This window comes from Nocardia sp. NPDC003979 (assembly GCF_053605015.1).
This window is the reverse complement of record NZ_JBSGIJ010000008.1, coordinates 156,841-181,815: the sequence shown is the minus strand read 5'-3', so window position 1 is coordinate 181,815 and position 24,975 is coordinate 156,841. Positions and strand designations below refer to the sequence as shown.

29 protein-coding genes are annotated in these 24,975 nt (G+C 68.3%); 12 read left to right on the top strand and 17 right to left on the bottom strand.

Annotation, left to right across the window (positions count from 1 at the left end; all coding sequences use genetic code 11):
* Positions 1-125: 125 nt before the first annotated feature.
* On the bottom strand, positions 126-545 hold the full coding sequence (locus ACWEVR_RS19120) for a MarR family winged helix-turn-helix transcriptional regulator (protein WP_452468030.1): 420 nt from the start codon (positions 543-545) through the stop codon (positions 126-128).
* A 61-nt stretch (positions 546-606) separates the two neighbouring features.
* On the opposite strand from ACWEVR_RS19120, the gene ACWEVR_RS19115 reads away from it, so the two are divergent.
* Both ACWEVR_RS19115 and ACWEVR_RS19110 read left to right on the top strand, forming a co-directional pair.
* Positions 607-1,017: a MarR family winged helix-turn-helix transcriptional regulator gene (locus ACWEVR_RS19115; RefSeq protein ID WP_452468029.1), complete on the top strand. Its 411-nt coding sequence runs from the start codon at positions 607-609 to the stop codon at positions 1,015-1,017.
* Between the two features lie 39 nt (positions 1,018-1,056).
* Positions 1,057-1,548 (top strand): NUDIX domain-containing protein, encoded by a 492-nt coding sequence (locus ACWEVR_RS19110; RefSeq protein WP_452468028.1) that lies wholly within the window; start codon positions 1,057-1,059, stop codon positions 1,546-1,548.
* 1 nt (position 1,549) lies between these two features.
* On the opposite strand, the gene ACWEVR_RS19105 is transcribed toward ACWEVR_RS19110, so the two are convergent.
* Positions 1,550-2,512 (bottom strand): AraC family transcriptional regulator, encoded by a 963-nt coding sequence (locus ACWEVR_RS19105; RefSeq protein ID WP_452468027.1) that lies wholly within the window; start codon positions 2,510-2,512, stop codon positions 1,550-1,552.
* A 122-nt stretch (positions 2,513-2,634) separates the two neighbouring features.
* On the opposite strand from ACWEVR_RS19105, the gene ACWEVR_RS19100 reads away from it, so the two are divergent.
* On the top strand, positions 2,635-3,393 hold the full coding sequence (locus ACWEVR_RS19100) for an NAD(P)H oxidoreductase (RefSeq protein WP_452468026.1): 759 nt from the start codon (positions 2,635-2,637) through the stop codon (positions 3,391-3,393).
* 75 nt (positions 3,394-3,468) lie between these two features.
* On the opposite strand, the gene ACWEVR_RS19095 is transcribed toward ACWEVR_RS19100, so the two are convergent.
* On the bottom strand, positions 3,469-4,287 hold the full coding sequence (locus tag ACWEVR_RS19095; protein WP_452468025.1) for an NAD(P)-dependent oxidoreductase: 819 nt from the start codon (positions 4,285-4,287) through the stop codon (positions 3,469-3,471).
* 126 nt (positions 4,288-4,413) lie between these two features.
* Between ACWEVR_RS19095 and ACWEVR_RS19090 the strand changes: the two genes are divergently transcribed.
* Complete coding sequence (locus ACWEVR_RS19090; protein ID WP_452468024.1) at positions 4,414-4,770, top strand: winged helix-turn-helix transcriptional regulator; 357 nt, start codon at positions 4,414-4,416, stop codon at positions 4,768-4,770.
* A gap of 15 nt (positions 4,771-4,785) precedes the next feature.
* Here the strand turns inward: ACWEVR_RS19090 and ACWEVR_RS19085 are convergent, their stop codons facing one another.
* Positions 4,786-5,622, bottom strand: coding sequence for a phosphoribosylaminoimidazolesuccinocarboxamide synthase (locus ACWEVR_RS19085; protein ID WP_452468023.1), 837 nt, complete (start codon positions 5,620-5,622; stop codon positions 4,786-4,788).
* A gap of 166 nt (positions 5,623-5,788) precedes the next feature.
* Here ACWEVR_RS19085 and pepN point away from each other — a divergent pair, with 166 nt between their 5' ends.
* The 4 genes from pepN (at position 5,789) to ACWEVR_RS19065 (ending at position 10,322) form a co-directional block, all read left to right on the top strand.
* Positions 5,789-8,380: an aminopeptidase N gene (gene pepN / locus ACWEVR_RS19080; protein ID WP_452468022.1), complete on the top strand. Its 2,592-nt coding sequence runs from the start codon at positions 5,789-5,791 to the stop codon at positions 8,378-8,380.
* Positions 8,381-8,538: 158 nt separating this feature from the next.
* Entirely contained in the window at positions 8,539-8,991 is a 453-nt protein-coding gene (locus ACWEVR_RS19075) for an SRPBCC family protein (RefSeq protein ID WP_452468021.1), read from the top strand.
* A 126-nt stretch (positions 8,992-9,117) separates the two neighbouring features.
* Complete coding sequence (locus tag ACWEVR_RS19070; protein ID WP_452468020.1) at positions 9,118-9,723, top strand: ClpP family protease; 606 nt, start codon at positions 9,118-9,120, stop codon at positions 9,721-9,723.
* An 8-nt stretch (positions 9,724-9,731) separates the two neighbouring features.
* The gene (locus ACWEVR_RS19065; RefSeq protein WP_452468019.1) at positions 9,732-10,322 is read left to right on the top strand and encodes a ClpP family protease; all 591 of its coding nucleotides are present in this window, start codon (positions 9,732-9,734) and stop codon (positions 10,320-10,322) included.
* Between the two features lie 8 nt (positions 10,323-10,330).
* Here the strand turns inward: ACWEVR_RS19065 and ACWEVR_RS19060 are convergent, their stop codons facing one another.
* From ACWEVR_RS19060 to ACWEVR_RS19050, 3 genes are all read right to left on the bottom strand, one after another.
* Positions 10,331-11,167: an SDR family oxidoreductase gene (locus tag ACWEVR_RS19060; protein ID WP_452468018.1), complete on the bottom strand. Its 837-nt coding sequence runs from the start codon at positions 11,165-11,167 to the stop codon at positions 10,331-10,333.
* A complete protein-coding gene (locus tag ACWEVR_RS19055) occupies positions 11,164-12,636 on the bottom strand; it encodes a flavin-containing monooxygenase (protein WP_452468017.1) in 1,473 nt (490 codons plus the stop codon). The genes ACWEVR_RS19060 and ACWEVR_RS19055 overlap by 4 nt, the downstream gene beginning before the upstream one ends.
* Positions 12,637-12,805: 169 nt before the next feature.
* The gene (locus tag ACWEVR_RS19050) at positions 12,806-13,783 is read right to left on the bottom strand and encodes a patatin-like phospholipase family protein (protein WP_452468016.1); all 978 of its coding nucleotides are present in this window, start codon (positions 13,781-13,783) and stop codon (positions 12,806-12,808) included.
* Positions 13,784-13,843: 60 nt separating this feature from the next.
* On the opposite strand from ACWEVR_RS19050, the gene ACWEVR_RS19045 reads away from it, so the two are divergent.
* The gene (locus tag ACWEVR_RS19045) at positions 13,844-14,443 is read left to right on the top strand and encodes a TetR/AcrR family transcriptional regulator (RefSeq protein ID WP_452468015.1); all 600 of its coding nucleotides are present in this window, start codon (positions 13,844-13,846) and stop codon (positions 14,441-14,443) included.
* A gap of 75 nt (positions 14,444-14,518) precedes the next feature.
* On the opposite strand, the gene ACWEVR_RS19040 is transcribed toward ACWEVR_RS19045, so the two are convergent.
* The 9 genes from ACWEVR_RS19040 to ACWEVR_RS19000 form a co-directional block, all read right to left on the bottom strand.
* Positions 14,519-15,004, bottom strand: coding sequence for a DUF732 domain-containing protein (locus ACWEVR_RS19040; protein ID WP_452468014.1), 486 nt, complete (start codon positions 15,002-15,004; stop codon positions 14,519-14,521).
* Between the two features lie 77 nt (positions 15,005-15,081).
* Entirely contained in the window at positions 15,082-15,471 is a 390-nt protein-coding gene (locus ACWEVR_RS19035; protein ID WP_452468013.1) for a helix-turn-helix domain-containing protein, read from the bottom strand.
* Between the two features lie 133 nt (positions 15,472-15,604).
* A complete protein-coding gene (locus ACWEVR_RS19030; protein ID WP_452468012.1) occupies positions 15,605-16,804 on the bottom strand; it encodes an alpha/beta hydrolase family protein in 1,200 nt (399 codons plus the stop codon).
* Between the two features lie 106 nt (positions 16,805-16,910).
* Positions 16,911-17,777, bottom strand: coding sequence for an alpha/beta fold hydrolase (locus tag ACWEVR_RS19025; RefSeq protein WP_452468011.1), 867 nt, complete (start codon positions 17,775-17,777; stop codon positions 16,911-16,913).
* A 36-nt stretch (positions 17,778-17,813) separates the two neighbouring features.
* Positions 17,814-18,953: an MFS transporter gene (locus ACWEVR_RS19020; RefSeq protein WP_452468010.1), complete on the bottom strand. Its 1,140-nt coding sequence runs from the start codon at positions 18,951-18,953 to the stop codon at positions 17,814-17,816.
* 151 nt (positions 18,954-19,104) lie between these two features.
* A complete protein-coding gene (locus ACWEVR_RS19015; protein WP_067486151.1) occupies positions 19,105-19,569 on the bottom strand; it encodes a DUF5130 domain-containing protein in 465 nt (154 codons plus the stop codon).
* Positions 19,556-19,834: an aa3-type cytochrome oxidase subunit CtaJ gene (gene ctaJ, locus ACWEVR_RS19010; RefSeq protein ID WP_067486150.1), complete on the bottom strand. Its 279-nt coding sequence runs from the start codon at positions 19,832-19,834 to the stop codon at positions 19,556-19,558. Before ctaJ ends, ACWEVR_RS19015 begins: the two co-directional genes overlap by 14 nt.
* A 61-nt stretch (positions 19,835-19,895) precedes the next feature.
* Entirely contained in the window at positions 19,896-21,497 is a 1,602-nt protein-coding gene (locus ACWEVR_RS19005) for a glycoside hydrolase family 13 protein (RefSeq protein WP_452468009.1), read from the bottom strand.
* A 175-nt stretch (positions 21,498-21,672) separates the two neighbouring features.
* Entirely contained in the window at positions 21,673-22,086 is a 414-nt protein-coding gene (locus ACWEVR_RS19000; protein ID WP_452468008.1) for a globin, read from the bottom strand.
* Between the two features lie 152 nt (positions 22,087-22,238).
* Between ACWEVR_RS19000 and ACWEVR_RS18995 the strand changes: the two genes are divergently transcribed.
* Positions 22,239-22,952: an HNH endonuclease gene (locus tag ACWEVR_RS18995; protein ID WP_452468007.1), complete on the top strand. Its 714-nt coding sequence runs from the start codon at positions 22,239-22,241 to the stop codon at positions 22,950-22,952.
* Here the strand turns inward: ACWEVR_RS18995 and ACWEVR_RS18990 are convergent, their stop codons facing one another.
* Positions 22,953-23,522 (bottom strand): helix-turn-helix domain-containing protein, encoded by a 570-nt coding sequence (locus ACWEVR_RS18990; protein WP_067486951.1) that lies wholly within the window; start codon positions 23,520-23,522, stop codon positions 22,953-22,955. It abuts the gene before it with no gap.
* Between the two features lie 65 nt (positions 23,523-23,587).
* Here ACWEVR_RS18990 and ACWEVR_RS18985 point away from each other — a divergent pair, with 65 nt between their 5' ends.
* Together ACWEVR_RS18985 and ACWEVR_RS18980 are read left to right on the top strand one after the other, a co-directional pair.
* Positions 23,588-24,580 (top strand): AzlC family ABC transporter permease, encoded by a 993-nt coding sequence (locus tag ACWEVR_RS18985; RefSeq protein ID WP_452468006.1) that lies wholly within the window; start codon positions 23,588-23,590, stop codon positions 24,578-24,580.
* Positions 24,577-24,897 (top strand): AzlD domain-containing protein, encoded by a 321-nt coding sequence (locus tag ACWEVR_RS18980; RefSeq protein ID WP_452468005.1) that lies wholly within the window; start codon positions 24,577-24,579, stop codon positions 24,895-24,897. The genes ACWEVR_RS18985 and ACWEVR_RS18980 overlap by 4 nt, the downstream gene beginning before the upstream one ends.
* Positions 24,898-24,975: the final 78 nt, after the last annotated feature.

Here is a 24,975-nt window from a genome sequence, read left to right as displayed (position 1 = left end):
CGTCAGTTCTCCACAGAATCTTCGACCGCGCCTTCACCGCCTACGGAATCGACACGAACAAGATTGGCGAACCGGTCGACCCCGAGCGTCTGGCCGACCCGAACACCGAATTGTGAGCGTGCGGCTCAGGTCGCCGACTCGAGGTTCGCGATCATGCGTTCGAGAGTCCCTGTGCAGGCGGTGAATTCGTCCGCGTCGATGCCGTCGGCCATGCGGCGCCGGATGGCCCCCACGGAATCGGTCGCCGACTCGTAGGCGCGACGACCTGCCGACGTGAGTTCCCAGCGGCTCGTCGATGCACCGGTGATCCAGCCGCGCTCGGTCAAGCCCTGGATCACCGCATCGACGGATTCGCCGTTGTGCTCCCAGAACGGGCGAAGCGCCCGCACCAATTCCGCACGATCGGGGTGGTCGCGCTCGATCGTCGAGAGCGTCTGCCACTCGCGGCGCGTCATGCCGACGGCCTCGACAGCACGGTCGAACGCTGCCTCGATGAGCTGGTCCAGCCGCTTGACCTGGTACCCGATGAGCCGACGCTCAGCCATGAGAAACCTCCCACATGTACATGTCAAAGGACATGTACATGCAAAAGGCTATCATGATGGCGTGAACGAGGTCGAGCACATCGAACGAGCGATGATCGGTATCCGGCGCCGCCAAACCCGGCGGACGCTGTCGCCGCACGCGCCGACCGGGCAGGTGTTCGACGTACTCGACGTCATCGAGGCACACCAGAACCCCACTGTCTCCACCGTCGCCACCGCCCTCGCCGTCGACCAACCGCGCGCGAGCAAGCTGGTGGCCGCCGCCGTGGCCGACGGCTCGGTGCGCCGCGTGGCCGATCAGACCGACGGCAGACGGTCACTCCTGGAGCTCACCGACCGGGGCACCGGCATCCTCGCCGCGGCCCATCGACGCCGTCAGAGCGCTTTCGACCGCGCCATGTCCGGCTGGACCCCCACCGAGCGCACCGAATTCGCCCGCCTGCTCACCCGTTTCGTCGACGCCCTCGACTGAGCCGCCACCGCGTTTCCCGCACCTGGCAGACTCGACGGCGTGGATGTCTACAGCGCGGGTGTACTGGTGTTCCGGCGTGGCGAGGCCGGGATCGAGGTGTTGATCGGGCACATGGGCGGACCGCTGTTCGCGAAGAAGGACGAGTCGGCGTGGTCGATCCCCAAGGGCGAGTACGAGATCGGGGTCGAATCGGCGGAGGTGGCCGCCGCACGCGAGTTCACCGAGGAGCTCGGGTTGCCGGTGCCGGACGGGCCGTGGATCGCACTCGGTGACGTGCAGTACGGCAGCGGATCGCGCCGCAAGACGGTCACGGTGTGGGCCGTCGAGGGTGACCTCGATCCGGACGCGATCGTCCCTGGCACCTTCACCATGGAGTGGCCGCCGCGCTCGGGCCGCCTCGGCGAGTTCCCCGAGATCGACCGGGTCGGCTGGTTCGCCCCGGCGATCGCCGAACCCAAGCTGGTCAAGGGTCAGCGTCCGCTGTTGCAGCGCCTGGCCGAGCACCTCGCGGGTACCGCCCCGACGCCGTGACTCACGCCCGCGCGAGAGCAGGCCGACGCAGGGTGGAGCGGAATTCCGAAGGACTCTGTCCGCGAAGACGTTTGAAGGCGGCGCTGAACCCGAACGCATCGGAGTAGCCGACGGTGGTCGCCACCTGGGCGACGCTGCGATTCGGGTCGGCGAGCAGTTCCTCGGCCTCGGCCATCCGCCATTCGGTGAGATAGGCCAGCGGCGTCTCGCCCATCACCTCACTGAACCGGCGCGCGAACAGAGCCCGCGACACCGCCGCCTCGGCCGCGAGATCGGCCACCGTCCAGCGCCGGAACGGATCGTTGTGGATGGCCTCGAGCGCCGGCCCGACGACCGGGTCGGCCATGCCGCGATACCAGGCGGGCGCGCAATGTTGCTGTGCCGCAAGCCAGGTGCGCAGCGTGCACACCAACGCCCAGTCCAGGAGCCGGTCCATCAATGCCTGTGAGCCCGCACTGAGCCGGACCGCGTCGGCGGCGGACTGCTCCAGCCACGCGCAGACCTCCGGGTCGTCGCTGACGACCATCACCGGTGGCAGCGCGCGCAGCAGACGCTCGTGCCGCCGCCCGGACGCCCGGTAGGCGCCGACGACGAGCGAGGTCTCCTCGGGCGCGCCGGTCGCGGTCTCGACGAGTTCCGGTGTGGCACAGGCGAGATCGGCCGGACCGAAACCGCGGGGCACGAAACACGACAGCTCGTAGCCCATGTGCGGGCGGTCGAGCGTGGCCCGGGTATCGGCCAGATGGAACGGCTCGCAGGCCTGGACGACGGCGGTGTCACCGGCCACCAGCCGGGTCGACGACCCGTCGGCGAGCACGAGGGTGCCGCCGCCACGCAGGACGGTGACCATGACCAGGGGCGCCCGGTCGGCGAAGCGGATGGTCCACGGCGACCGCAGCACGGCGTGGGTGACGACCGACCCTTCGGCACGAATGCCGCTCAACAGCGAACTCAACGGATCCACACCACCAGCGTAGACGAATTCCTATCGACTGGAGATGATCACCCATAGATCGTCCACGCGATTCGCGGTTGACTCGAAGCACAGGGCAACCAGCCCGCACCACCGACGACCAGGGAGTCACCATGTCGCAGCCCTCCGCCACACCCGAATCCGCTCGCACCGCAACGCCTCCCGCGCCCACCGGGCTCGATCACGCCGCGAGCGCGGGCGAATCGGCGGTCGACCGGCGGGCCCTGGTGGTCCTGTCGCATCACCGCGCCGATTCGCTGTCGGCCCATGTCGCCGACCGCGCGGTCGCCCGGCTCACCGCCGCCGGGTACGCGATCGATTTCCTCGACCTGCACCGCGAGAACTTCGACCCCCGGATGACCGTCGCCGACCAGCCCGAGTGGGGCAATCGCGACAAGGTGTACTCGGCGACCACCGAAGCGCACATGCGCCGGGTGCAGGCCGCCGACGTGATCGTCGTCGTGTTCCCCGTGTACTGGCAGAGCGTTCCCGCCATGCTCAAGGGCTGGATCGACAGCGTCTGGAACTACGGTTTCGCCTACGGCCGCAGCAAGCCGAAGCTGGCGGGCAAACGCATCCTGTGGCTGGGTCTGGCGGGCGCCACCGCGGGCGACGCGATCGTTCCCGGCATGCAGCAGCTACTGGAGGCCCAGCTCAGCGAGGGCCTGGCGTACTACAGCGGTTTCGCCGACTCCCGCGTCGGCCTGCTGCCCGACGCCGAGGACCAGCCCCAATCCATCGACGCCGAAGGCAATCTGGTGATCGGCGATGCCATCGCGGGGGACGCACGGGCCGCGCACTACGCCGCGTTCGACGCGCGGGCCGAGGGCTTCGTCGACGAACTCCTCGCAGCCGAATTGGTGAACGCCTGACCCCGGCCCCCGATTGCCGGGCACACAGCGCGGTCCGATCGCGGAACTTTCGCACGATCGGACCGCGCACTCGGCTCAGATGCCGGGCACCGTCTTGAGGAGCACCTGAAGCAACTCCGAAGGCGTACCCGCCTCGTCCGCGGCGGTGTTGATGGTGGTGAGCGCGCCCGCGGTGAATTCGGCGCTCTGCTCGGGAACGTAGCTCGCCGGGTCGTCGATGCCGGGTGCGTATTGAGCGAACATCCCGGCCATCGCCTGCAGGAACGGACCCATCAGGGTGGCCAGGTGGGCGGCCGAACCACCGGTGGTGCGCACCATCTTCCCGCCCTGCTGGAAGCCGGCGAACATCGAGTACATGCCGCCGAGGATCGCCAGGTCGTACATGGCCGCGGCACCGTAGTCCGTACCGACCCATTCGGCGCGCCCGAACAGATCCAGGACATGCCGGAACCGGTCGAACGCGGCGGTGATACCGCTGTAGAGCAGGAAGGCCGCGGGCCCGCCGATCATCGACGGCACCGCCATGATGCCGCCGTCGATGAGCTCCACGCCGTTGGCCTCGGCCCAGCGGCCGAGCGAGCGGCCCTGTTCCGGGGTGGTTGTCGTCAGGTTCACCAGCACGCGGCCGCGCAACTGCTCGGCGGCGGGCTCCACGTGCTCACGCACCGCCGCGTCGTCGAGGACGCACAGGATCACCAGGTCCCCGGCCGCCATCGCCTCGGCCGAGGTGGTCGCCACCGTCGCGCCTTCGGCGACCAGCGGTTCGGCCCGCGCGGCGGTGCGGTTCCACACCGTCACCTCGTGGCCACCCGCCAGCAGCGCCTTCGCGAGCGCGGCACCCATCGCGCCGAGACCGATTACCGAAACACGCTGTACCGCAGTCGAGTTGCTCATTGCTCCCCTAGTCCGAAAGGTTGTCGCCGTCGTTCGGCGATGCACTCCCAGATTCGCCTGTTGCGCTAGACTTCACAAGTACCGACTGTGAAGTGCAATACCTACAAAAAAGTAAGTAAGGCGGAGATGAAGCAGCGACAGCATCCGTATTCGTGCGGCATCGATGCCGCCCTCGACGTGGTGGGCGGCAAATGGAAGGCCCTGATCCTGTGGGCCCTGTCCACCGGCACCCAGCGCTTCGGCGACCTGAAACGCCTCGTCCCCGGTGTCACCGAGAAGATGCTGATCCAGCAGCTGCGTGAGCTGGAGCACGACGGCATCATCAGCCGTGAGATCTACCCGCAGGTCCCACCGAAAGTGGAGTACTCCCTCACCGAGCGCGGGGTGTCGCTCAACGCCGCGCTGGTGAGCCTCGGCGAGTGGGGAAACGCGCAGATGGACCACATCTGCGCGGTGAAAGGTGTTGCCGCACCCGTGCACTGACGAGCGCGGCGAAGACTATCCCCGGGCACCCGTCCAGCTGGCACCGGTGATGCGCTCGTAGGCTTCTTCGTACTTGCGCCGGGTCGCCTCGACCACGTCGGCGGGGATTTCCGGACCGGGGTATTCCTTGTTCCAGCCGGTGGAGGTGGACCAGTCGCGGACGAACTGCTTGTCGAAGGAGCGCTGGGGTCGGCCGGGCTCCCATTCGTCGGCGGGCCAGAAGCGCGAGGAGTCGGAGGTGAGCACCTCGTCACCGAGAGTGAGAACCTCACCGTCCCAGCCGAATTCGACCTTCGTGTCGGCGACGATCACCCCGGCATTCGCCGCGTGCTCGGCACCACGCGTGTAGATCTCGAGGGTCAGGTCACGCAGTTTCTCGGCGACTTCGCGGCCCTCCTGGTTCACCACGTCGGCGAAGCTGATCGCCTCGTCGTGCCCCTCGGCGGCCTTGGTGGAGGGGGTGAAGATGGGCTCGGGCAGTTTGTCGCCGTCGCGCAGGCCGGCGGGCAGCGCGATACCGGAGACCGTGCCCGACTGCTGGTACTCCTTGAGCCCCGACCCGGTCAGGTACCCGCGCGCGATGCACTCGACCTGCAGCATCTTCAGCGGCTTCACCCGGATACCGCGACCGGCGAACTCGGCGGGCACATCGGTGGCCGACACCACGTGGTTGGGAATGTCGGTGAAGTACTCGAACCACCAGTTCGACAGCTGGGTCAGCAGCGCGCCCTTGCCGGGGATCGGCGTCGGCAGCACCACGTCGTAGACCGAGACACGATCCGACGCGACGAGCAGCAGGGTATCGCCGTCCTCGTAGAGGTCACGGACTTTCCCGGCGTGCACATGCTTCAACGTCGAGCCTCCTGGTAGGTGCGAACTTTTCCGTAGGCACTGTACCGAGGGGGCCGAAACTCGTGAGCGGGTGTCGGCGGCAAGTGGCATTGTGGACGCTGATGTGCGCGCGGCCGAGGCCGCAGCGCGCGAGGCGTGCCGTGTTCGTCGACGACGAAGGAGATCAATGTCTGCCCCGAATCTCACCCGCGACCAGGCGGTCGAACGCGCGGCCGTGGTGGCCGTGGACAACTACCGGATCGAGCTCGACCTCACCGATCAGCCGCGCGGGGCGGATTCGGCGGTGTCGGACACCTTCGGTTCGACGACGACCGTCACCTTCACCGCGAAGCCGGGGGCGAGCACCTTCATCGATCTGGTCGCGGCGCGGGTGCGGTCGGCGGTGCTCAACGGCCGGGATCTCGATGTGAGTTCGTATACCGAGGAGACCGGCATCGCGCTGCCGGATCTGGCCGAGAACAACGAGCTGGTGGTGGTGGCCGACTGCGAGTACTCACACACCGGTGAGGGCCTGCACCGCTTCGTCGACCCCGCCGACGGCAAGGTGTATCTGTACTCGCAGTTCGAGACCGCCGACGCCAAGCGGATGTTCGCCTGCTTCGACCAGCCCGACCTCAAGGCCACCTTCGACGTCGTCGCGACGGCACCGAGCGACTGGGTCGTCGTCTCCAACGGTGCCGATATCGACCGGCACGAGATCGGCGCGGTCGTGCGCCACACGTTCGCGACCACGCCGCGGATGAGCACCTACCTGGTCGCCATGATCGCCGGTCCCTACGCCACCTGGACCGACACCTATTCCGACAGCCACGGCGAGATCCCCCTCGGCCTGTTCTGCCGGGCCTCGCTGGCCGAGCACATGGACCACGAGCGGCTGTTCACCGAGACCAAGCAGGGTTTCGACTTCTACCACAAGAACTTCGGCGTGCCGTACGCCTTCGGCAAGTACGACCAGCTGTTCGTGCCGGAGTTCAACGCGGGCGCGATGGAGAACGCGGGCGCGGTCACCTTCCTCGAGGACTACGTGTTCCGGTCCAAGGTGACCCGCGCGTCGTATGAGCGCCGCGCGGAGACGGTGCTGCACGAGATGGCGCACATGTGGTTCGGCGACCTGGTCACCATGAAGTGGTGGGACGACCTGTGGCTCAACGAGTCGTTCGCGACGTTCGCGTCGGTGCTGTGCCAGGCCGAGGCGACCGAATACACCAGTGCCTGGACCACTTTCGCGAATGTGGAGAAGTCCTGGGCCTACCGCCAGGACCAGCTGCCCTCGACCCACCCGATCGCGGCCGACATCCCCGACCTGCACGCGGTGGAGGTGAACTTCGACGGCATCACCTACGCCAAGGGCGCCTCGGTGCTCAAGCAGCTGGTCGCCTACGTCGGGCTGCAGCCGTTCCTGGCCGGCCTGCGCGACTACTTCGCCGAACATGCCTACGGCAACGCCACATTCGACGATCTGCTGTCGGCGCTGGAGAAGGCGTCGGGACGTGACCTGTCGGACTGGGGCGCCCAGTGGCTCAAGACCACCGGTCTCAATATCCTGCGGCCCGATTTCACTGTCGCGGCCGACGGCACCTTCTCGAGTTTCGCTGTCGTGCAGGAGGGCGCCGCACCGGGTGCGGGTGAGTACCGCGTGCACCGGATCGCGATCGGTGTCTACGACGATGTCGACGGAAAGCTGGTGCGCGCCAAGCGCGTCGAGCTCGACCTCGACGCCGCCGCGCGGACCGAGGTGCCGGAGCTGGTCGGGGTGCCGCGCGGGGCCCTGGTGCTGGTCAACGACGACGACCTCACCTACTGCTCGCTGCGCCTGGACCCCGATTCGCTCGCGGTGGTCGTGGACCGCGTCGGTGACATCGCCGAATCCCTGCCGCGCACGCTGGCCTGGTCGGCAGCCTGGGAGATGACCCGGCAGGCAGAGATGAAGGCCCGCGATTTCGTCGCGCTCGTGCAGCGCGGGATCGGTGCCGAGTCCGAGATCGGGGTGGTGCAGCGGTTGCTCATGCAGGCCGCGACCGCCATCTCGAGCTACGCGGAGCCCGGGTGGGCCGAGCAGGAGGGCTGGCCCGGTTTCGCCGATCGGCTGCTGGAACTGGCTCGCGGCGCCGAGGCGGGTTCGGATCATCAGCTGGCGTTCGTCAACGCGCTCACCGGGGCAAGGCTCGACATCCGCCACACCGATGTGCTCGCCCGGCTGCTCGACAGCGATCCGGCGGAGGTCGGCCTGGGCGGGCTCACGGTCGACACCGACCTTCGCTGGCGCGTCGTCACCGCGCTGGCCGCCGCGGGCCGTATCGACGCCGACGGGCTCGAGTCCCCGGTGATCGACGCCGAACTGGACCGCGACCCGACCGCGGCGGGCAAGCGCCAGGCCGCCGCCGCCCGCGCGGCCCGCCCGCTGGCGGCGGTGAAGGAACAGGCCTGGAACACGGTGATGGGCGACGACACGGTCCCCAACATCACCGCCCGCGCCATCGTCGGCGGTTTCGCCCCCGCGGGTCAGGGCGAGCTGCTCGCCCCGTATGTCGACCGCTACTTCGCCGAGGTTCCCGCCGTCTGGGAACGCCGCTCGAGCGAGGTGGCCCAGACCGTCGTCGTCGGCCTGTACCCGCACTGGTCGATCACCGAGGCAGCGATGGCCGAGGCCGACGAGTTCCTCGCGGGTGACCACCCGCCCGCCCTGCACCGCCTGGTGTCCGAGGGTCGTGCCGGGATCGAACGATCGCTGCGTGCACGGGAATTCGACGCCAAGTAGCGCACGGACCCGATGGCCCCGATCTCGCCGGATCGGGGCCATCGGCCGTTTCCGGCACCGGCCAGCTCGACGCATTTCGCTACGGTGGAACTACTACCCCGAGTAGTATTCGGGGCGGGGGGGATTTCCTCCATGTCGATCTTCGAAGGAGAAGCGGGATGGAAACCATTGCGGCCGAGCGCTTTATCGCGGCGCCGATCGAGCAGGTCTTCGAATGGTGTGCCGACACCAGGAATTACGGGCGTTCGTTCTGGGTGCTACGTAATCGTTGGGTCCGGCCGGGGACAGACGCGCCGTACGGCGTCGGCGCGGTCCGCCGGCACCTGTGGATGATCGGCCGGTTCACCGAGCGGATCACCCGCTACGACCCGCCGCACGCCTTCGACTACCTCGTCGAACGCAGTTTTCCGCCGTCCCGGCACGACGGCGGGACGATGACGTTCACGTCGGAACCGGGCGGAACACGGGTGCGCTGGACGAGCGTCGGCGAGGTGAAAGCCCCGTTCGCCGCCGCCACGATCACCCGGCTCACCACACCGATCGCCGCGATGGTCTTCGGGAACATCCTGGATGCGTGTGCGAAAGACCTCGGAGTCTCCGCCACCCGCTGAAACACCTCGCGGTACTCGCGGGGCGACGCCGCCGTACGCCGGTGTCGCCGTGTTCGCTGCTGTGAGCAGATCTGCTGGGGGCAGCATCGGCGGCGAATCGTGGTGTGCGCGAGGCACCGTTGACTCATGGCACACGACGACAAAGCACCGATGTTCAGTTGGCGGATGCGTGAGCAGTTGTTCGGGCGGCGGATTCTCGTGCTCGACGGTGCGCTCGACGACGACAACGGGACCCTGCTCATCACCCAGATGCTCACCCTCGCCGCCCAGGCACCCGAAGCGGGAATCTCGCTGTGGATCCACTCCCCCGGCGGCTCGGTGCCGTCGATGCTCGCCATCCGCGACGTGATGCGGCTGGTGCCGTGCGAGGTGTCCACACTCGCGCTCGGATTGGCTTGCAGCGCAGGACAATTCCTGCTGTCCTCCGGGACGCCGGGTAAGCGGTATGCGATGCCGCACGCCCGTGTCCTCATGCACCAGGGTTCGGCGGGTATCGGCGGCAGCGCCGTCGAGGTGGAGGTGCAGGCCGACGACCTGCGCTACACCGTCGACACCGTGCTCGGACTCATCGCCGAGGACACCGGCCAGCCGTTCGACCGCGTCTACGAGGACTCCCTGCACGACCGCTGGTTCACCGCCACCCAGGCCCTCGAGTACGGCTTCATCGACCACGTCGTGGAGTCCTTCGACCAGGTCGTCCCCAACCGCCGCCGCATCGGCATCACGGCCTAGGAGCTGCCATGACCAGTTACACGATCCCGAATGTGGTTTCCCAGCATCGCGGTGGGGAACGCATCACCGACATCTACTCGCACCTGCTCAGCGAACGCATCGTCTACCTGGGCACACCCATCGACTCGGGCGTCGCCAACGCGCTCATCGCGCAGCTGCTGCACCTGGAATCCGACAGTCCCGGCCAACCGATCAGCCTCTACATCAACTGCGAGGGCGGCGACCTGTCGGCCATGCTCGCCGTGTACGACACCATGCGCTTCATCAAGGCGCCCGTGCACACCACCTGTGTCGGTCAGGCCATCGCGGTCGGTGCGGTGCTACTCGCCGGTGGCGAGGCAGGACACCGGGCGATGCTCCCGCACACCCGAATCGTGTTGCACCAGCCCGCGACTCGCGGCCAGGGCACGATTCCCGATCTGATCCTGCAGGCCGACGAGATCGTGCGCATGCGGGCGGCGATCGAGGCGATCCTGTCCAAGCACACCGGTCAGAGCCCGGAGACCCTGCGCCGCGACACCGACCGCGACCGCGTCTTCACCGCTGACACAGCCCTCGAGTACGGGCTGGTCGACCAGGTTCTGCACGAACGGCAGTGAGCCGTGCGCTACTGCTTCTCGATGCGATCGAGGTAGACCCGGCGCACGTCGTCGTCGACCCGGTTGATCGCGGCGTCGTCGTGGGCGGCCTTGCGCACCAACCGGATCAGCGATTCCGGCAGCAGCGTTGCGGCGTTCGCGGCGACACCGGCGTACGACGGGACCGACGTCTCGGCGGCCCGGGTCTTCACCGTGCGGACCACGGCGGCGGCGATGTCTTCGGGCTCGACCGTCGGCAGGATGCCCACGTCGATGCCGGAGCTGAGTTCGGTGCGCACGGCCGAGGGCAGGACGGTGCTCACGCTCACCCCGGTGCCGTCCATCTCGAGCCGGGTCGCCGCACTGAGCCCGACCACCGCGAACTTGCTCGCGTTGTACACCGCCAGCCCCTTGAGCGGGAACTTGCCCGCCAGCGATGCCACGTTCACCACGTGTCCGTAGCCGCGTTCCACCATGGCGGGTAGCGCCAGCCGCATGCCGTGGATGACACCGTAGACGTTGACGTCCATGGTGAGCCGGTCGATGCGGTCGGACTGCTCGAGGAACGGCGCGTTGGGCATGACTCCCGCGTTGTTGACCAGGACATCGAGCGGGCCACCGTGCCACTCGGCGGCGGCGTCGAGGAACCGTGCGTATGAATCCTTGTCGGTGACATCGAGCGCGTGCCCCATGGCCCGGTCGCCGAATTCGGCCGCGGCCTGTACGACCAGCGCCTCGTCGAGGTCGCCGAGCGCCACCCGCGCACCCGCCGCCACGAAGGCACGCGCGGTGGACAGGCCGATGCCTCGTGCCGCGCCGGTGATGGCGACGAGCGCGCCGTCGAGTTCGATTTTCGGATAGCTCATGACAGCACCTTGCTCTCGGTGACGGTGAAATCGGAGGGATCGAACGAACTGACCCGGCTCGTCAGTGCCCCGGTCGACCACGGCCAGCTGAAGCTGTTGCGCCCGTTCACGTCCAGGTAGTAGCTGCGGCAGCCACCGGAGTTGTAGACAGTGCCCCCGAGTGCGGCCTGTACCTCGTCGACATACCGGGCCTGCACGTCCGGTCGCACATCCAGTACCGGCCAGCCCTCGCGGCGGGCGCGGGTGAGGGCCGAGACCACGAAGCTGATCTGTGCTTCCAGGACGGCGAACGCCGAGGAGTGGCCGGTACCCAGGCTCGGGCCGAGGATGGAGAACAGATTGGGGAAACCGGTGGTGATGGTGCCGAGGTAGGCCTCGGGCGAACCCTTCCAGTGGTCGGCCAGGGAGCGACCGTCGTCGTCGCGCACGATCTCGCCCAGCGGAGAGTCCAGGATGTGGAAACCGGTGCCGAGGATGATCGCGTCCACCTCAGCGCTGCTGCCGTCGGCGCCGATCACCGTGTTGCCCCGGATCTCGGTGACCGCGGTGGCGTGGACCGCGACATTGGCCTTGACGAGCGACTGGAGGTAGTTGTTGGAGAAAAGGATTCGTTTACAGCCGAGCAGGTAGTCCGGGGTGAGCTTGGCCCGCAACGCGGGATCACGCACCACCGCACGCAGATACGCCGACCCGATCCCCTGCACCACCTGCATGAGCGGGCGCGGATGCCGGAAGGCCACCCCGAGGCCCTCCATCATCGCGTATTCGATGCCGCGTAAGGCCCTGTGCGCGAACGGGACACGGCGCATCACCCGCTTCTCGAACTCCGGCACCGGATGGTCCGGCTTCGGCAGCACCCACTGCGCGGTGCGCTGGAACAGGTGCAGCGCGGCGACCTCGGGCTGGATCTGCGGCACGAACTGCACCGCCGACGCGCCGGTTCCGATCACCGCCACCCGCTTCCCGCGCAGGTCATAGTCGTGATTCCAGCGCGCCGAATGGAAGACCTCACCCTCGAACTCGTCCAGGCCGGTGATGTCAGGGAAACGTGGTTCGTTCCACGGGCCCGCCGCCGACACGACGAAACGCGCCGTGAACTCGCCCGAGGTGGTGTCGAGGCGCCACAGTTCGGCCGCCGCGTCCCACTGGGCGCGGGTCATCGTCACCCCGAAGCGGGTGCGCTCGTCCAGTCCGTGATCACGGGCCACCCGGTCGACGTAGGCGAGGATCTCCGGCTGGGTCGCGAACAGCCGCGACCACTCCGGGTTCGGCGCGAACGAGAACGAGTACAACCCCGACGGCACATCACACGCGCACCCCGGATAGGTGTTGGCCCGCCATGTCCCGCCGAACGTCTCGGCCTTCTCGATGATCACGACGTCGTCGACGCCCGCCTCCCGCAATTTGATGGCGGCACCGACCCCGGACACCCCCGCCCCGATCACGATCACCTCATGGTGCTGAGTCATCCGGCTCTCCTTCTTCACAGAATCTCGGGTCGCTGTGCGCGCGTGGTGCGCATGGGCTCATGGGCTGGGTGCCACACGCCGGTGGCCGCGACCCGCAGATGACCGGGTGCCTTCCGGCGGCCGGGGCCTGCCGCGCACCGAGTGCGTGCTCTGATCTGCGAGTTACCGCTCATCGCGCGAGACTCGCGGTGCGCAGTGCTTCGTGCACGCGGGCGTGGGCATTGGCGCGGGCGGCGGCGAGGGTCGCCAGGCGGCGGCGGGAATCCATGAAGTTGGGGCCCATCGCGGCCAATTCGGCGGGGCCCGGTTCGACGCGGATCACGCGAACGCCGTTGTCGCGCAGGAGCTTCACCTCGTGGTCGAGGCCGCGAGTCATCTGGGCGCGCAGGAGGCGTTCGATGCGGTCGAAGCCGGTGGCCGGGGCACCGCCCGCGGAGGTCATCGGGGCGATCACCACGACTTCGTCCAGGTCGAGTGGGAGCAGCAGGTCGGCCGAGACCGAGGAGATCGCGCCGCCGTCGACATAGTCCCGGCCACCGATCCGCACCGGCGGAAACCAGCCGGGGATCGCCCAGGATGCGGCGATCGCGTCGCCGAGGTCGACGGGTGAGCCATCGGCGGACCGATGCGGCGAATCGGCATCGAACCTGTTGGCCCCGAGGGTGATCCGTTGCCCGGTCGCGGCATCGGCGGCCACCAACCAGGTCGCGGGGTGATCCACCCAGCCGTCGGCGTTGGCGAGAGACCGGCCGAACGAGCGGAGCCAGCTCGCGTCACCGCGCCCGCGTGGCAGCAGCCCGGCCAGGGCGCTGTAGGCCGAGCCCGCGCGGAGGCCGGCACCGATCAGGCCCAGGTTCGGCAGGCCGATACCGGGCCTGGGCGGGAACTTGCCGGGGTCCACGGCGATGTGCGCCGCGAGTACCGGGTCGGCGCCGGGCTCGGCGTCGAGGGCGGCCAGGAGATCGGCGGGTGTGCGGCCGGAACCGAGGGCGGCCACGATCTCCGCCCCGGCCGACGTCCCGATCAGCACATCGGCCGATCGGGCATCCCAGTCCAGTGCGCGTTCGACCGCGTCGAGGGCGACGGCGGTCCAGGCGAAGCCGAGGACGCCTCCGCAACCGATGGCGAGGCCACGTCGAGTGCTCATATTCCAGATACTAACGGTATTCGAATTCTTTCGGTACCCCTTTTTGCTAAACTGCCGCATATGGCCAGGTTGACGCGCAAAGAGTCCCACGCACGGACGCGCGAAAGTCTCGTCGAGACCGCCAAACGCCTGTTCCTGGCCGACGGCTACAACGTGACCTCCCTGGAGAAGGTCGCCGCCGAGGCCGGCTTCTCCAAGGGCGCGGTCTACTCGAATTTCGCCACCAAACACGAACTCGGCCTCGCCGTGCTCGATGTGGTGCACGTGGAGCGGGCCGAATCGCTGTCGGCGGCGGTCCTCGGGCCCGGCACCATGGCCGAACGGATCGAGGGCTTCGCCCGCTGGGCCGACGAGAACATCGGCGATGTCGGCTGGACAGCCCTGGAGGTCGAGTTCGCCACCAGCACCCGCCACCTCCCCGATATCCGCACCGAACTGGCAGAACGCCGCCGCTCCCTCACCGCCGTCCTGGCCTCCCTCATCGAAATCCAGACCGCCGAACTCGGCATCGCCCTCCCCCTCCCCGCCGACGAAGCGGCCCTCCGCATGCTCGCCCTCGGCATCGGCCTCGGCGTCCAGCGCGCCATCGACCCGGAAATGCCGGTAACCGCCCTCGTCGACATGCTCCGCGAACTGACCGTCCTGACTCGGACCCCCTGAGCGCGCGGCTATCCGCGCAGATGAAAGTCGGGACGGAAGCTCTGCCAGGGTAGGTAAATGCTCAGTGCCGCAATGTCACTCACCGAGCACGTACTCGAACTGGGGACAGTAGGTGGCGATAGCAGCGCCGATCGTATAGGCAGCATCGCCATAGCTGTCGAAGTACTCGAGGGCGCCCAGAGCCATGCCCGCAGTGAAGGCCAGGGTTGGATAGGCTTCTTCTTCGAGCGCACCGCAGACCACGGTCTCACCGAAGGCAATCAGACTGACGCTGGTGCCCTGCAGTCTCGTGATTCCCCGCTCCCCCAGTACCGCAAGGTAGATCTGGTCATTCTGGTCCTCCGACAAAGTCGGAGCCGTGTACGCAGTGGTCGGAGCGGCATATTCACTGCTCGGGGCGGCATATCCACTGGTCGGGGCATCCTGGGTGGCTGGGAAAACCCGGTTCTGGGCAGTCGGTTCGATCTCACCGCCTCCGCCACATCCCGCTACAAGGGCAATTGCTGCGATAGCTCCGCATACGGCCACACATAATGTTCGGGGGGTCGGATGAATACTCATGGGCGTGGCTCCGTCGAAAGGTCCCGCCCTACCTGATCTGTCGGAGGCGTCTATGCCACCGTTACGCGTGGTCGGGTCTACGCCGCCATCAGCAGTGCGTTGGGTGCGATCATCGTGGTGCGCGGCAGGGCAGGGGCGGTGATGCGGCGATCGCCGCCGACGACGACGGCGGTGCGGCGGCGCATCATTTCCGCCACCTGGCCGACGAGGTCGCCCACGCTGGTGCCCAGTGCGCCGGCCAGGGCGGCGATCATTTCGCTGGAGGGTTCCTTGCGGCCGCGTTCCACCTCGGAGAGGTATTGCGGGGAGATGCCCGCGCGGCCCGCGGTGTCGACCAGTGTCGAGCGCTGCTCTTGGCGCAGCGTGCGCAGGCGTTCGCCGAGGGCCTCGCGCCACAGCGGTTCGGGGCGTGCCCGTCGCTCCTCGCGCCCGCCCGGAATCACCCGCAAACCCTTGTGCTCGCCCATGGTCCGAGCGTAAAGACTGCCGACGCGACACACCCGGTTCTTCTGCTGTGGGCGTAACTCAGCGGCAGTGCCGGGACAGCGCGAAGACGCCTTCAGCCAGGCGGCAGGTCGCGTCGATGCGAGGGCGTACGCGTCAACGGGTGATGCCGAAGCGGGTGTCGACCCAGCCGAGGGCGTCGGTGAACGACGCGGAGATGATCTCGCTGTGGTCGACGCCCTCGTATTTGCGGTAGTCCACCGATTGACCGCGCATCTGCTGTTGGGCCACCATCGCGTCGGTCGACTTCAGCGGAACGGTGTGATCGTCGCGGCCCTGGAGCACCAGCACCGGTTCGGTGAAGCTCAGCCCGCTCGGGTCGTTGTCGTCGAGGACGTGCAGCAACCCCGACAGGTCACCATCGCGCTCGAGAACGTCCTTGACCGACAGCCCGCCCCATTTGCCCGATTCACTCAGCGCCGCCGCGCAGTCGGTGTCGGCGAGCGGCAGCATCGACACCGCACGCTCGGTGAGGAACTGGGCCGGGTCGAGCTCGGTGACCGTCTGCGCGCCACGAACCAGCATCGGCAGGTACACCGCCAGCCCGCCGGTCCCGACCGAGCCGAGCGGATTCGACACCGCCCACTTGGCCATCCGCACCTGCTCCGCCAGATGGGACGCGGGTGCGAGCGCCACCGCACCGAGCAGATCGACCGCGGGAGCCCAACCGCTGGAAGCGCTCGCGGCGAACAGGGCCGCGTGCCCACCCTGAGAATGCCCCATCGCCACCCAACGGGCACCGATATCGCGGTTGAATTCCCTTGCCGCGACGACGATGTCGGCGACAGCGCGCTGCTCGGTTTCCCCGATGAGGTAGCCGTGGCCGCCGGGTGTGCCGAGCCCCTGGTAGTCGGTGCGGGCCACCGCGTACCCGGCGGCGACCCAGCGGGCCAGCTCGTCCTTCGTCGGTGACGCACCGTCGGCCCGCGAGGGCGCGCACACGTCGGCGACGCCGTTGGTGCCCGGCGCGAAGGAGATCAGCGGCCAGCCGCCCACCGGCGGCGTCCCCGGCGGCACCGATACCGTTCCCGAGACGGCGACCGTCGCCCCGTGCGCGTCGATCGAGCGGTAGAGGATCAGCTCGGTGCGGGCACCCGGTACGGCATCGGGCAGCGACCGGGTGCGGATCACCGAACCCCGTGCGCCCGGGAGGGTTTCGCCGTCGGCGGTGTAGAAGTCCGAGGTCGGCGCACCGGCGGCGGGTTCGGTGTCGCGGAACGAGTCGTCGGCGCAACCGACGGTCGACAAGCAGGTCACCGCGACCGCGGCGACGATCCGAGCCAGTGCTGTGCGCATGATCCCCCTTCACCGGCGACCGGCCGTGCCGGCCGCGAAAGCCGCCGCTCAGGGTACTCGATCACGCGCGAACGGCCGGGCGGGTGCCCGGCCGTTCGCAGGTGGCTCAGCGCAGGACCCGGCCGAGGAAATCATGGATCAGCGCGGCGATCTCGGGGCCGTGCGTCTCGAGCGCGAAGTGCCCCGCGTCGAGCAGGTGCAGCTCGGCGTCGGGCAGATCGCGCAGGTAGGCGCGGGCGCCGTCGGCTCCGAAGATCTCGTCGTGCTCGCCCCAGGCGATGAGCGTCGGGGGACGGTGCTCGGCGAAGTACTTCTGGAATTCGGGGTAGCCGTCGAGGTTGTTCTTGTAGTCGGCGAACAGGTCGAGCTGGATCTCCTTGTTGCCGGGACGGTCCAGGTAGGCCTGGTCGAGAGTCCAGGTGTCCGGGCTGACCAGTGACAACCGGTCGGCCGGAACGCCGTGGGTGTACTGCCATTCCGTCGCGTCGGCCTCGAGCAGCTTGCGCACCTCCGGTTCGTGGGCGGCACGGTCGTTCGCGTGGGCGAACAGCGGCTCCCAGAACGGTGTGAAGCCCTCCAGATAGGCGTTGCCACTCTGGGTGATGAGGGCGCTGACGCGCTGCGGGTTGCGTGCGGCGATACGCAAGCCGATGGGCGCGCCGTAGTCCTGGATGTAGAGCGCGAACCGGTCGATGCCGAGGGTGTCGAGCAGTTCGAGGGTGAGGGCGGTGAGGTTGTCGAAGGTGTAGTCGAACTCGTCGGCCTTCGGCATCCCGGACTGCCCGAAGCCCAGATGGTCGGGCGCTATCACGTGATAGTCGGCGGCGAGAACCGGGATCAGGTTCCGGAACATCGCCGAGCTCGTCGGGAATCCGTGCAGCAGAACAACAGTCGGCGCCGACGGGTCACCCGCCTCGCGGTAGAAGATGGACTGGCCCTGGATCTGCACGGTGTTGTGACGGACCTGGCTCATGATGGATCTCTCTTTCTCGATGGGTTTTGCGGAGGTTCAGACGGTGACCGGTTCGCGACGGCGAACCGGTGCGACGAGGACAGCGGCGGCCACGGTGAACACCACCGTGAGCGCGAAATAGCCGCGGTAGCTATCGGTGAGGGTGTGGATCAGGGCGGCGACACCCAGCCCGGCGGCGGCGGACAGCTGGTGAATCACCCAGGCGGGAGCCAGGGTTCGGCCCATCCGCGCCGGATCGAGTCCACGCGACACGATGGCCATGGTGAGCGGGATGACCGGGAAGGAGGCGATACCGAACAGCACCGCGACCAGCACCAGCGACCCCGGCACGAACACCGCGAGCAGCAGCGCGGACAGCCGCACCACGAACAGGATTCGCAGCAGATCTTCGGGCCGGTGACGGCGCAACAGCGGGACCAGCGCGGCGGAGGTCACGCCGGCCGCGAGCGCCGCGACGGCGACCAGCCTGCCCGCACCGGTGACCGACCACCCCAGTTCCACCGCGTGCTTGGGCAACATCAGCACAACCACATAGAGGGTCGCGGAGTGTAATCCGAACGCCACCAAGACATTCCACCGATCGGCCAGCGACTCCCCCGCACCCGCCACACCGGTGGTCCGCCGATCGCTGGGCAGCAGCAGCCACAACACGGCCGTGACGGCCAAGCCGACCGCACCGAGCAGGGCGAAGGTGGCGCGCACTCCGATCGGCTCGAACAACGCGGTCGCCGCCCACGGTGTCACCAGCTGACCCAGATTGATGCCGATCGCCGCCCGCGCCATCGCAGGTCCCGCCTGCGCGCCGTGCGCCCGCGCGAGCAGCGTGGTGACGGTGAGCGTGGATGCCGAGGCGAACCCGAGCCCGCCGAGCACCATGTAGGCGGCGACGAACTGCCAGGTCTGGGTAACCGTGGCGAGCACGAGATAACTGCCCGAGATCAGGCTGAGCCCACCGGTCAGCACCATCTTGGGCCCGAAGCGATCGAGCAGTCGCCCGATCCCCTGCTGCGCCACCCCGGTCACCGCAGTCCCCAGCGCGGCGGCCACGGCAAGCGCCGTCGACGACACCCCGTACGACGCGGCGGTCGGCGCGAAGAACACCCCCATGGTGAAGTTCAGCCCGAACGACACGGTCATCGCCGCCAGTCCCGCCCAGGCAAGATTCTCTCGCCGCATGCCCGCCACTTCCTAACCAGTCAAAGTTGTTTCACTGGTTAGAAGTCGACAGTCGTCGGGTTGATTCCCGATGCGCGAAAATTTTTCGCGCCGAAACACGAACGGCGCGTTCACCTCTGCAGGTGAACGCGCCGGTGCGCGGCGAAAGGGACTAGCGGCCGATAGCGGCGGCCATCACCCGGACAGCCGAGATCAGCCCGTCGATCAGGTTGCCCTGACGGAAGGAGGCCAGGGCGGCGGTGACGCCGAGCTGGCAGATGCGGTCGTTGGCGCGCTCGGCCACCGCGGCACCCGAGCGGACCTCGACGGCACCCTGGTTGGGCGAGACCGCGATGAGCACCGAGTCGGCGGACTCGGGGGTGTTCGGCAGCAGCGCGTCGGCACCGGCGGCCGGGTCGGCACCCAGGTCGCCGAGGTAGATGTTGAAGCGCACCTTCGTGGCGCGGGTGGCGTCGGTGAGCGCGTTGTCGAGGGCGACCCGCTCACGATCGGTGAACGGCACCTCGTCGAACACCGTGCCGGGCTCGTGCACACCGGAGACGCGGCCACTGCTGGTCAGCGCGTACCCGTGCGGCAGGTCGGCTTCGACAACCGCGGGCCAATTAGAACTTGCCACTTGCCCGGCCTCCGATCAGCTCCGCGTGCGCGGGTTCGAGAACCGCATGGCTGCCATGCGGTTCGGCGTGGTGGTGACCGGACGCAGCGGTCACCTCGTCGGTAGCGCTCCACAGCACCGGCGGGTGGGTCCACTTCTGCCCGAGCTCGAAGTGGGCCGGCTTCTCACCGGGCAGTGGCTTACCGAGATAGGACAAACCCGCGATCGCGAAGTAGATCGCGGCCGGGATGCCGACGAAGATCAGCACTGTCTCGAGAATGCTCACGAGTGAAACGTTAGACGATGCTCTGTAGTAGTTCATCCTCCGGCCGTCGGAAACGCGCGTGTCAGACCAACCAGGCCGCCGCGTTCGCGGGCAGGCGGTCGTCGGCGACCGGAGCGCTGGACAGCAGCAACTCCCCCGGCGGCAGCTGAATCGGCCCGTCCGAGGCGTTGAGCACACACACCAGCCCACCCGGCCTGCGGAACGCCAGACATCCGGCCGGACTGCCGTACCAGTCGATCCGGTCGCCCGCGAATTCCGAACGGGTACCGCGCAGATCGATCGCCAGGCGGTACAGCGACAACGTCGAATGCAGGGTTTCCAGCTGGGCTTCGACGGTGCGGTCGGCCCACTCGGCGGGCAGCGGCAGCCACGGCGTGCCCGTGGTGAAACCGAACGGCGGCGTACTGCCCTCCCACGGAATCGGCACCCGGCACCCGTCGCGACCGCGCTCGGTGTGGCCGGAGCGTTCCCACACCGGATCCTGCAGCGCCTCCTCGGGCAGATCGTCGACATTGGGCAGCCCGAGCTCTGCGCCGTTGTAGACGAATACCGCGCCCGGCAGCGCCAATTCGACCATCATCATCGCCCGCGCCCGCGCCACCCCGGTCTTGCCGCCGCCGTAGCGGGTGACCTCGCGTTCGATGTCGTGGTTGGACAGGGTCCAGGTGGGTGGGGCGCCGACCGCGCTCACCGCCTCGAGCGAATGGGTGATGGCGGTGCGCACGTCCTCGGCGGTGAAGGCCGCCTCGGCCAACCGGAAGTTGAACGCCAGATGCAGTTCGTCGGGACGCACGTACTCGCCGAAGCGCACGTTGTCGTCGACCCACACCTCACCGATGGACACCGCATGCGGATAGTCGTCGAGCACGGTGCGGATGCGGCGGTGGATGGCGTGCACACCGGGGTTGTTGAAGCGGGGATCGTCGTCGTCGTGCACCAGCATCTTGGTGTCGACGCGCGCCATGTCGGGCAGGCCCTCAGGTTTGGCCATGCCGTGGGCCACATCGAGACGGAAACCGTCGACCCCGCGGTCGAGCCAGAACCGCAGCGTCTTCTCGAAATCCGCGGCGACGTCGGGGTTGTCCCAGTTCAGGTCGGGTTGTTCGCGGGCGAAGATGTGCAGGTACCACTGGCCCGGCGTGCCGTCGGGCTCGGTGATCCTGGTCCAGGCCGGGCCACCGAAGATGCTCGGCCAGTTGTTGGGCGGCTCGGCGCCGTCTTCGCCGCGACCGTCGCGGAAGATGTAGCGGGCCCGTTCGGGGCTGCCCGGTGCGGCTTCGAGCGCGGCCGCGAACCACGGATGCTCGGTGCTGGTGTGGTTGGGCACCAGGTCCATGGTGACCTTGATCTCACGATCGTGGGCCTCGGCGATGAGTTCGTCGAGGGCCTCGAGGCCACCGAAGAGCGGGTCGATGTCGCGGGGATCGGACACGTCGTAACCGCCGTCGGCCTGCGGTGAGCGCATCACCGGACAGATCCACAGCGCGTCGACACCCAATAGCTCGAGGTAGCCCATCTTCTCGCGCACACCGCCGAGATCGCCGACTCCGTCACCATCGGAGTCGGCGAACGAACGCGGATAGACCTGATAGAACAGGGCGGTTTTCCACCACGGAGCGGTGCTGTTGTCCCCCGGCACCGGCGAGGCAGGTGTCTGTGTCACAACCGCAATATTGCCAAAGAACGCCCACAATATTCATGCGGCGCGAGACTTTCTTCGAATCCGGCAAATCGCCAGCGTTCGCCACGCCGGACGGAAACATCGCGGTAAACCGGGCCGCAGGTCCGAAATCGGGTCGCTACCTGGACGTCATCAGCGAACCCCGGGCGTCCCCAGCTCAGTGCGGGGCGTTCTGCAACGAAGCCGCTGCCATCTGGAAGTAGTCCAGCATCGCCTTGCGGTGTTCGGCGTCCAGGATCGACGGCTCGATCTCGTCGACGGCGATCCGCATGCAACGCAACCACGCGTCCCGCTCGAGCGCCCCGATGACGAACGGATGATGACGCATCCGCAGCCGTGGGTGGCCGCGCTCGTCGGAGTAGGTGCGTGGCCCACCCCAGTACTGTTCGAGGAACATCCGCAACCTGCGCTCAGCAGGCGCCAGATCCTCCTCCGGATACAGCGGGCGCAGGATCTCGTCGGCAGCGACCTCGCGATAGAACACCGACACGATGCGGCGGAAGGTCTCCGCGCCACCCACCGCGTCGTAGAACGAGGTCGTTGTCTGCTCACCTGAAGTCACGCGCTCCATTGTGCCCCGAGCGCGCGCCGGGCCTTCAATCACAGTTCACCCGAAAGTTTGAAAAATAACCGTGCAATACGGGCTCAACCGTGGTCAACTGGGGGACAGTATCGACCCCAGATACCACATGATCCTGCCAATCATGAAATTGAGGTCACACAATGAAGCAGCGGCCAGGCGCCCGGTCACACGAGGCGCGCGCGCACCGACAACTCCAGCCCGCCGACGTCCACAATCGTGGCTCGGGGGCTGTTCCGCTGCACATCTTGTCCGATCACCATCCGGGCGCACACGGTCTGCACGACCTGCCGCATCGCCCCGCGCCACTGCATCTCGCCGGCGATCACGACGCCGCCGCCTGGCGTAAACGCCGGGTGCTGCTTCTCAACGCCACCTACGAACCACTCACCGCACTGTCCGCTCGCCGCGCTGTCGTTCTGCTGATCTGCGCGAAGGCCGACGCGGTCCACGACGATCCCGCCGCCCCGGTCCTGCATTCGGCGGGCGCGACGGTTGCCATCCCCTCCGTTATCCGGCTGCGCACCTATGTGCGGGTCCCCTACCGCGCCCGGGTGCCGATGACCCGGGCGGCACTCATGCACCGCGACCGCTACCGCTGCGGGTACTGCGGCGGCAAAGCCGAAACCATCGACCACGTCATCCCGCGCAGTCGCGGCGGGGAGCACTCGTGGGAGAACTGCGTGGCCAGCTGCGCGCCGTGCAACCACCGCAAAGCCGACAAGATGCTGACCGAACTGGGCTGGACACTGCGTAATCCGCTGGTCTCGCCCAAGGGCCCGCACTGGCGGCTGCTGTCGACCACCGCCGACCTCGACCCGCTCTGGTTGCAGTACCTGGGCGAAGGGGCCGCTTGATCAGGCGCTCTCGATGACCATCGTGGCCCACGTGCCCGGTTCGAGAGCCTCGAAGACGTGCGGGAGATCACCCAGGTAGCGGATATAGTCACCTGGGCGCATCTCCACGGGCTCGTCGGCGGGACCGACGATGGCATGACCGGCCGCGAGGACCACATGCTCGACCACACCGGGCGTGTGCGGTTCCGAGCGACGGATCTGACCGGGTTCGGCCGCGATCCGGTACACATCGCAGCGCGTGTGTGATTGACCTGCCGCGAGCAGGGTGACGCGATAGTCCGCGTCGGCCGAGGGCACCTGCGAACCCTCGTCGGCGCGGATCACCTGCACGTTCGGGCGCGGCGGATCGAGCAGTCGCGAGAAGGGCATCTCCAGGGCGACGCACAGCGCCCACAGAGTTTCCAAGCTGGGATTACCGGTGCCCGATTCCAGTTGCGACAGTGTGGACTTCGCCACACCCGCGCGGCTGGCGACCTCGGTGAGCGACAGGCCGGCGCGGGCACGTTCTCGTCGCAGGGCCGCCGCGATCACCGCTTGGGGTGGTCCGGCTACCGGGTCCTGCCGGTCCATCAACGCCTCCTCCGGAGCTGTTTCCGCGTTGACTTTACCGACCCGCAGCGTTCACTATGAAAAACATGCGTTCGATTTGGCGAACACTCGATCGGCGGACCGCCGCCGCTGTGGCCGCGGCCTGCCTGGCCGTCGGCCTCTTCGGCGTCTCCTACGGCGCCTCGACCATCGCTGCCGGATTCCCGGTGTGGATGCCGATCGTCGCCGCGGTGACGGTGCTGGCCGGCGGCTCGGAACTGCTGTTCTTCGGGATCGTCGCGGCCGGTGGGAGCCCGCTCGCCGCCGTGGTCGCCGGCTTGCTGCTCAACGCGCGGCACCTGCCGTACGGGCTGGCCGCCCCCGATGTGTTCGGGCACGGCTGGCGTCGGCTGTTCGGTATCCACGTCCTCAACGACGAGTCGGTGGCCTTCGCGACCGCACCCGGTGCTCGGGAACGCAAGCGTGCAGCGTATTGGGCCTGCGGAATCGGAGTCGCCCTGTGCTGGCCGCTCGGTGCGACCCTCGGCGCCGCCCTCGGTTCCCTCGTCCCCGACACCTCCGCACTCGGCCTGGACGCGGTGTTCCCGGTCATCCTGCTGACGCTGCTGCTACCCGCACTGCGTGATCGCGCGACGCTGCGGCCGGTACTGGCCGGGGCCGGGCTGGCAGTCGCGATCGCGCCATTCGTGCCTGCCGGGTTGCCGGTGTTGATCGCGCTGATCGGGTTGGTGCTGGCGTCCCGGCCTGCGAAGCCGTCGGATTCCTCAGCGGCACAGCCGGAGAGCGTCGGTGGAGTCGGCCGCGCGGAAGTCGACGCGGCGGGGGCGACACCACAGCGCGTCCCGGAGGCCGGCTATGCGGAAGCCCATGCACCGGACGCCACAGCCTTGGCGGCACCACAAGCTCTCCGATCGGCTCGCCATGCGAACGTCGGCGCTCGGGGCGTGGTTTCAGCGGTGGACGATGGTTGCGTAGCAGGCGTCGGCGCGGCGGGTGCCGGCGTGCGGCCGGGCGGGTGGGTCGCCGCCGACTCGGATTGCCGCCCAGCTGCGGCGTTCTCGCGCGGGGATGCGTCGTGAACGCGCCCTACCTGGTGCCCGCGATGATGGCGCTGGCGGTCGGCACCTATGCGTTGCGGTGGGCGGGGCCGGCGTTGCGGGATCGAATCCGGTTGTCGGCGCGCACTATTGCGCTGCTCGACACCGGGGCGTTGATTCTGCTGGCCGCGCTGGTGGCTACGGCGACGTTGCCGACGGGCACCGGGGAACTCGGGGTCGCCTTGCCCGCGGGGGTGGCGGTCGGCGGTGTGCTCGCCTGGCGACGGGCGCCCTTGCTCCTCACAGTGATCGCCGCCGCCGCCACGACCGCACTGCTTCGGCTCGTCGGCGTGCACTGAACCGAGCCCCACCCGCGCCGCGCGATCGGCCGAGGGGCGTAGCGCCGGCCGATGGCAAGATGCCGGCCCGTGGCAGAG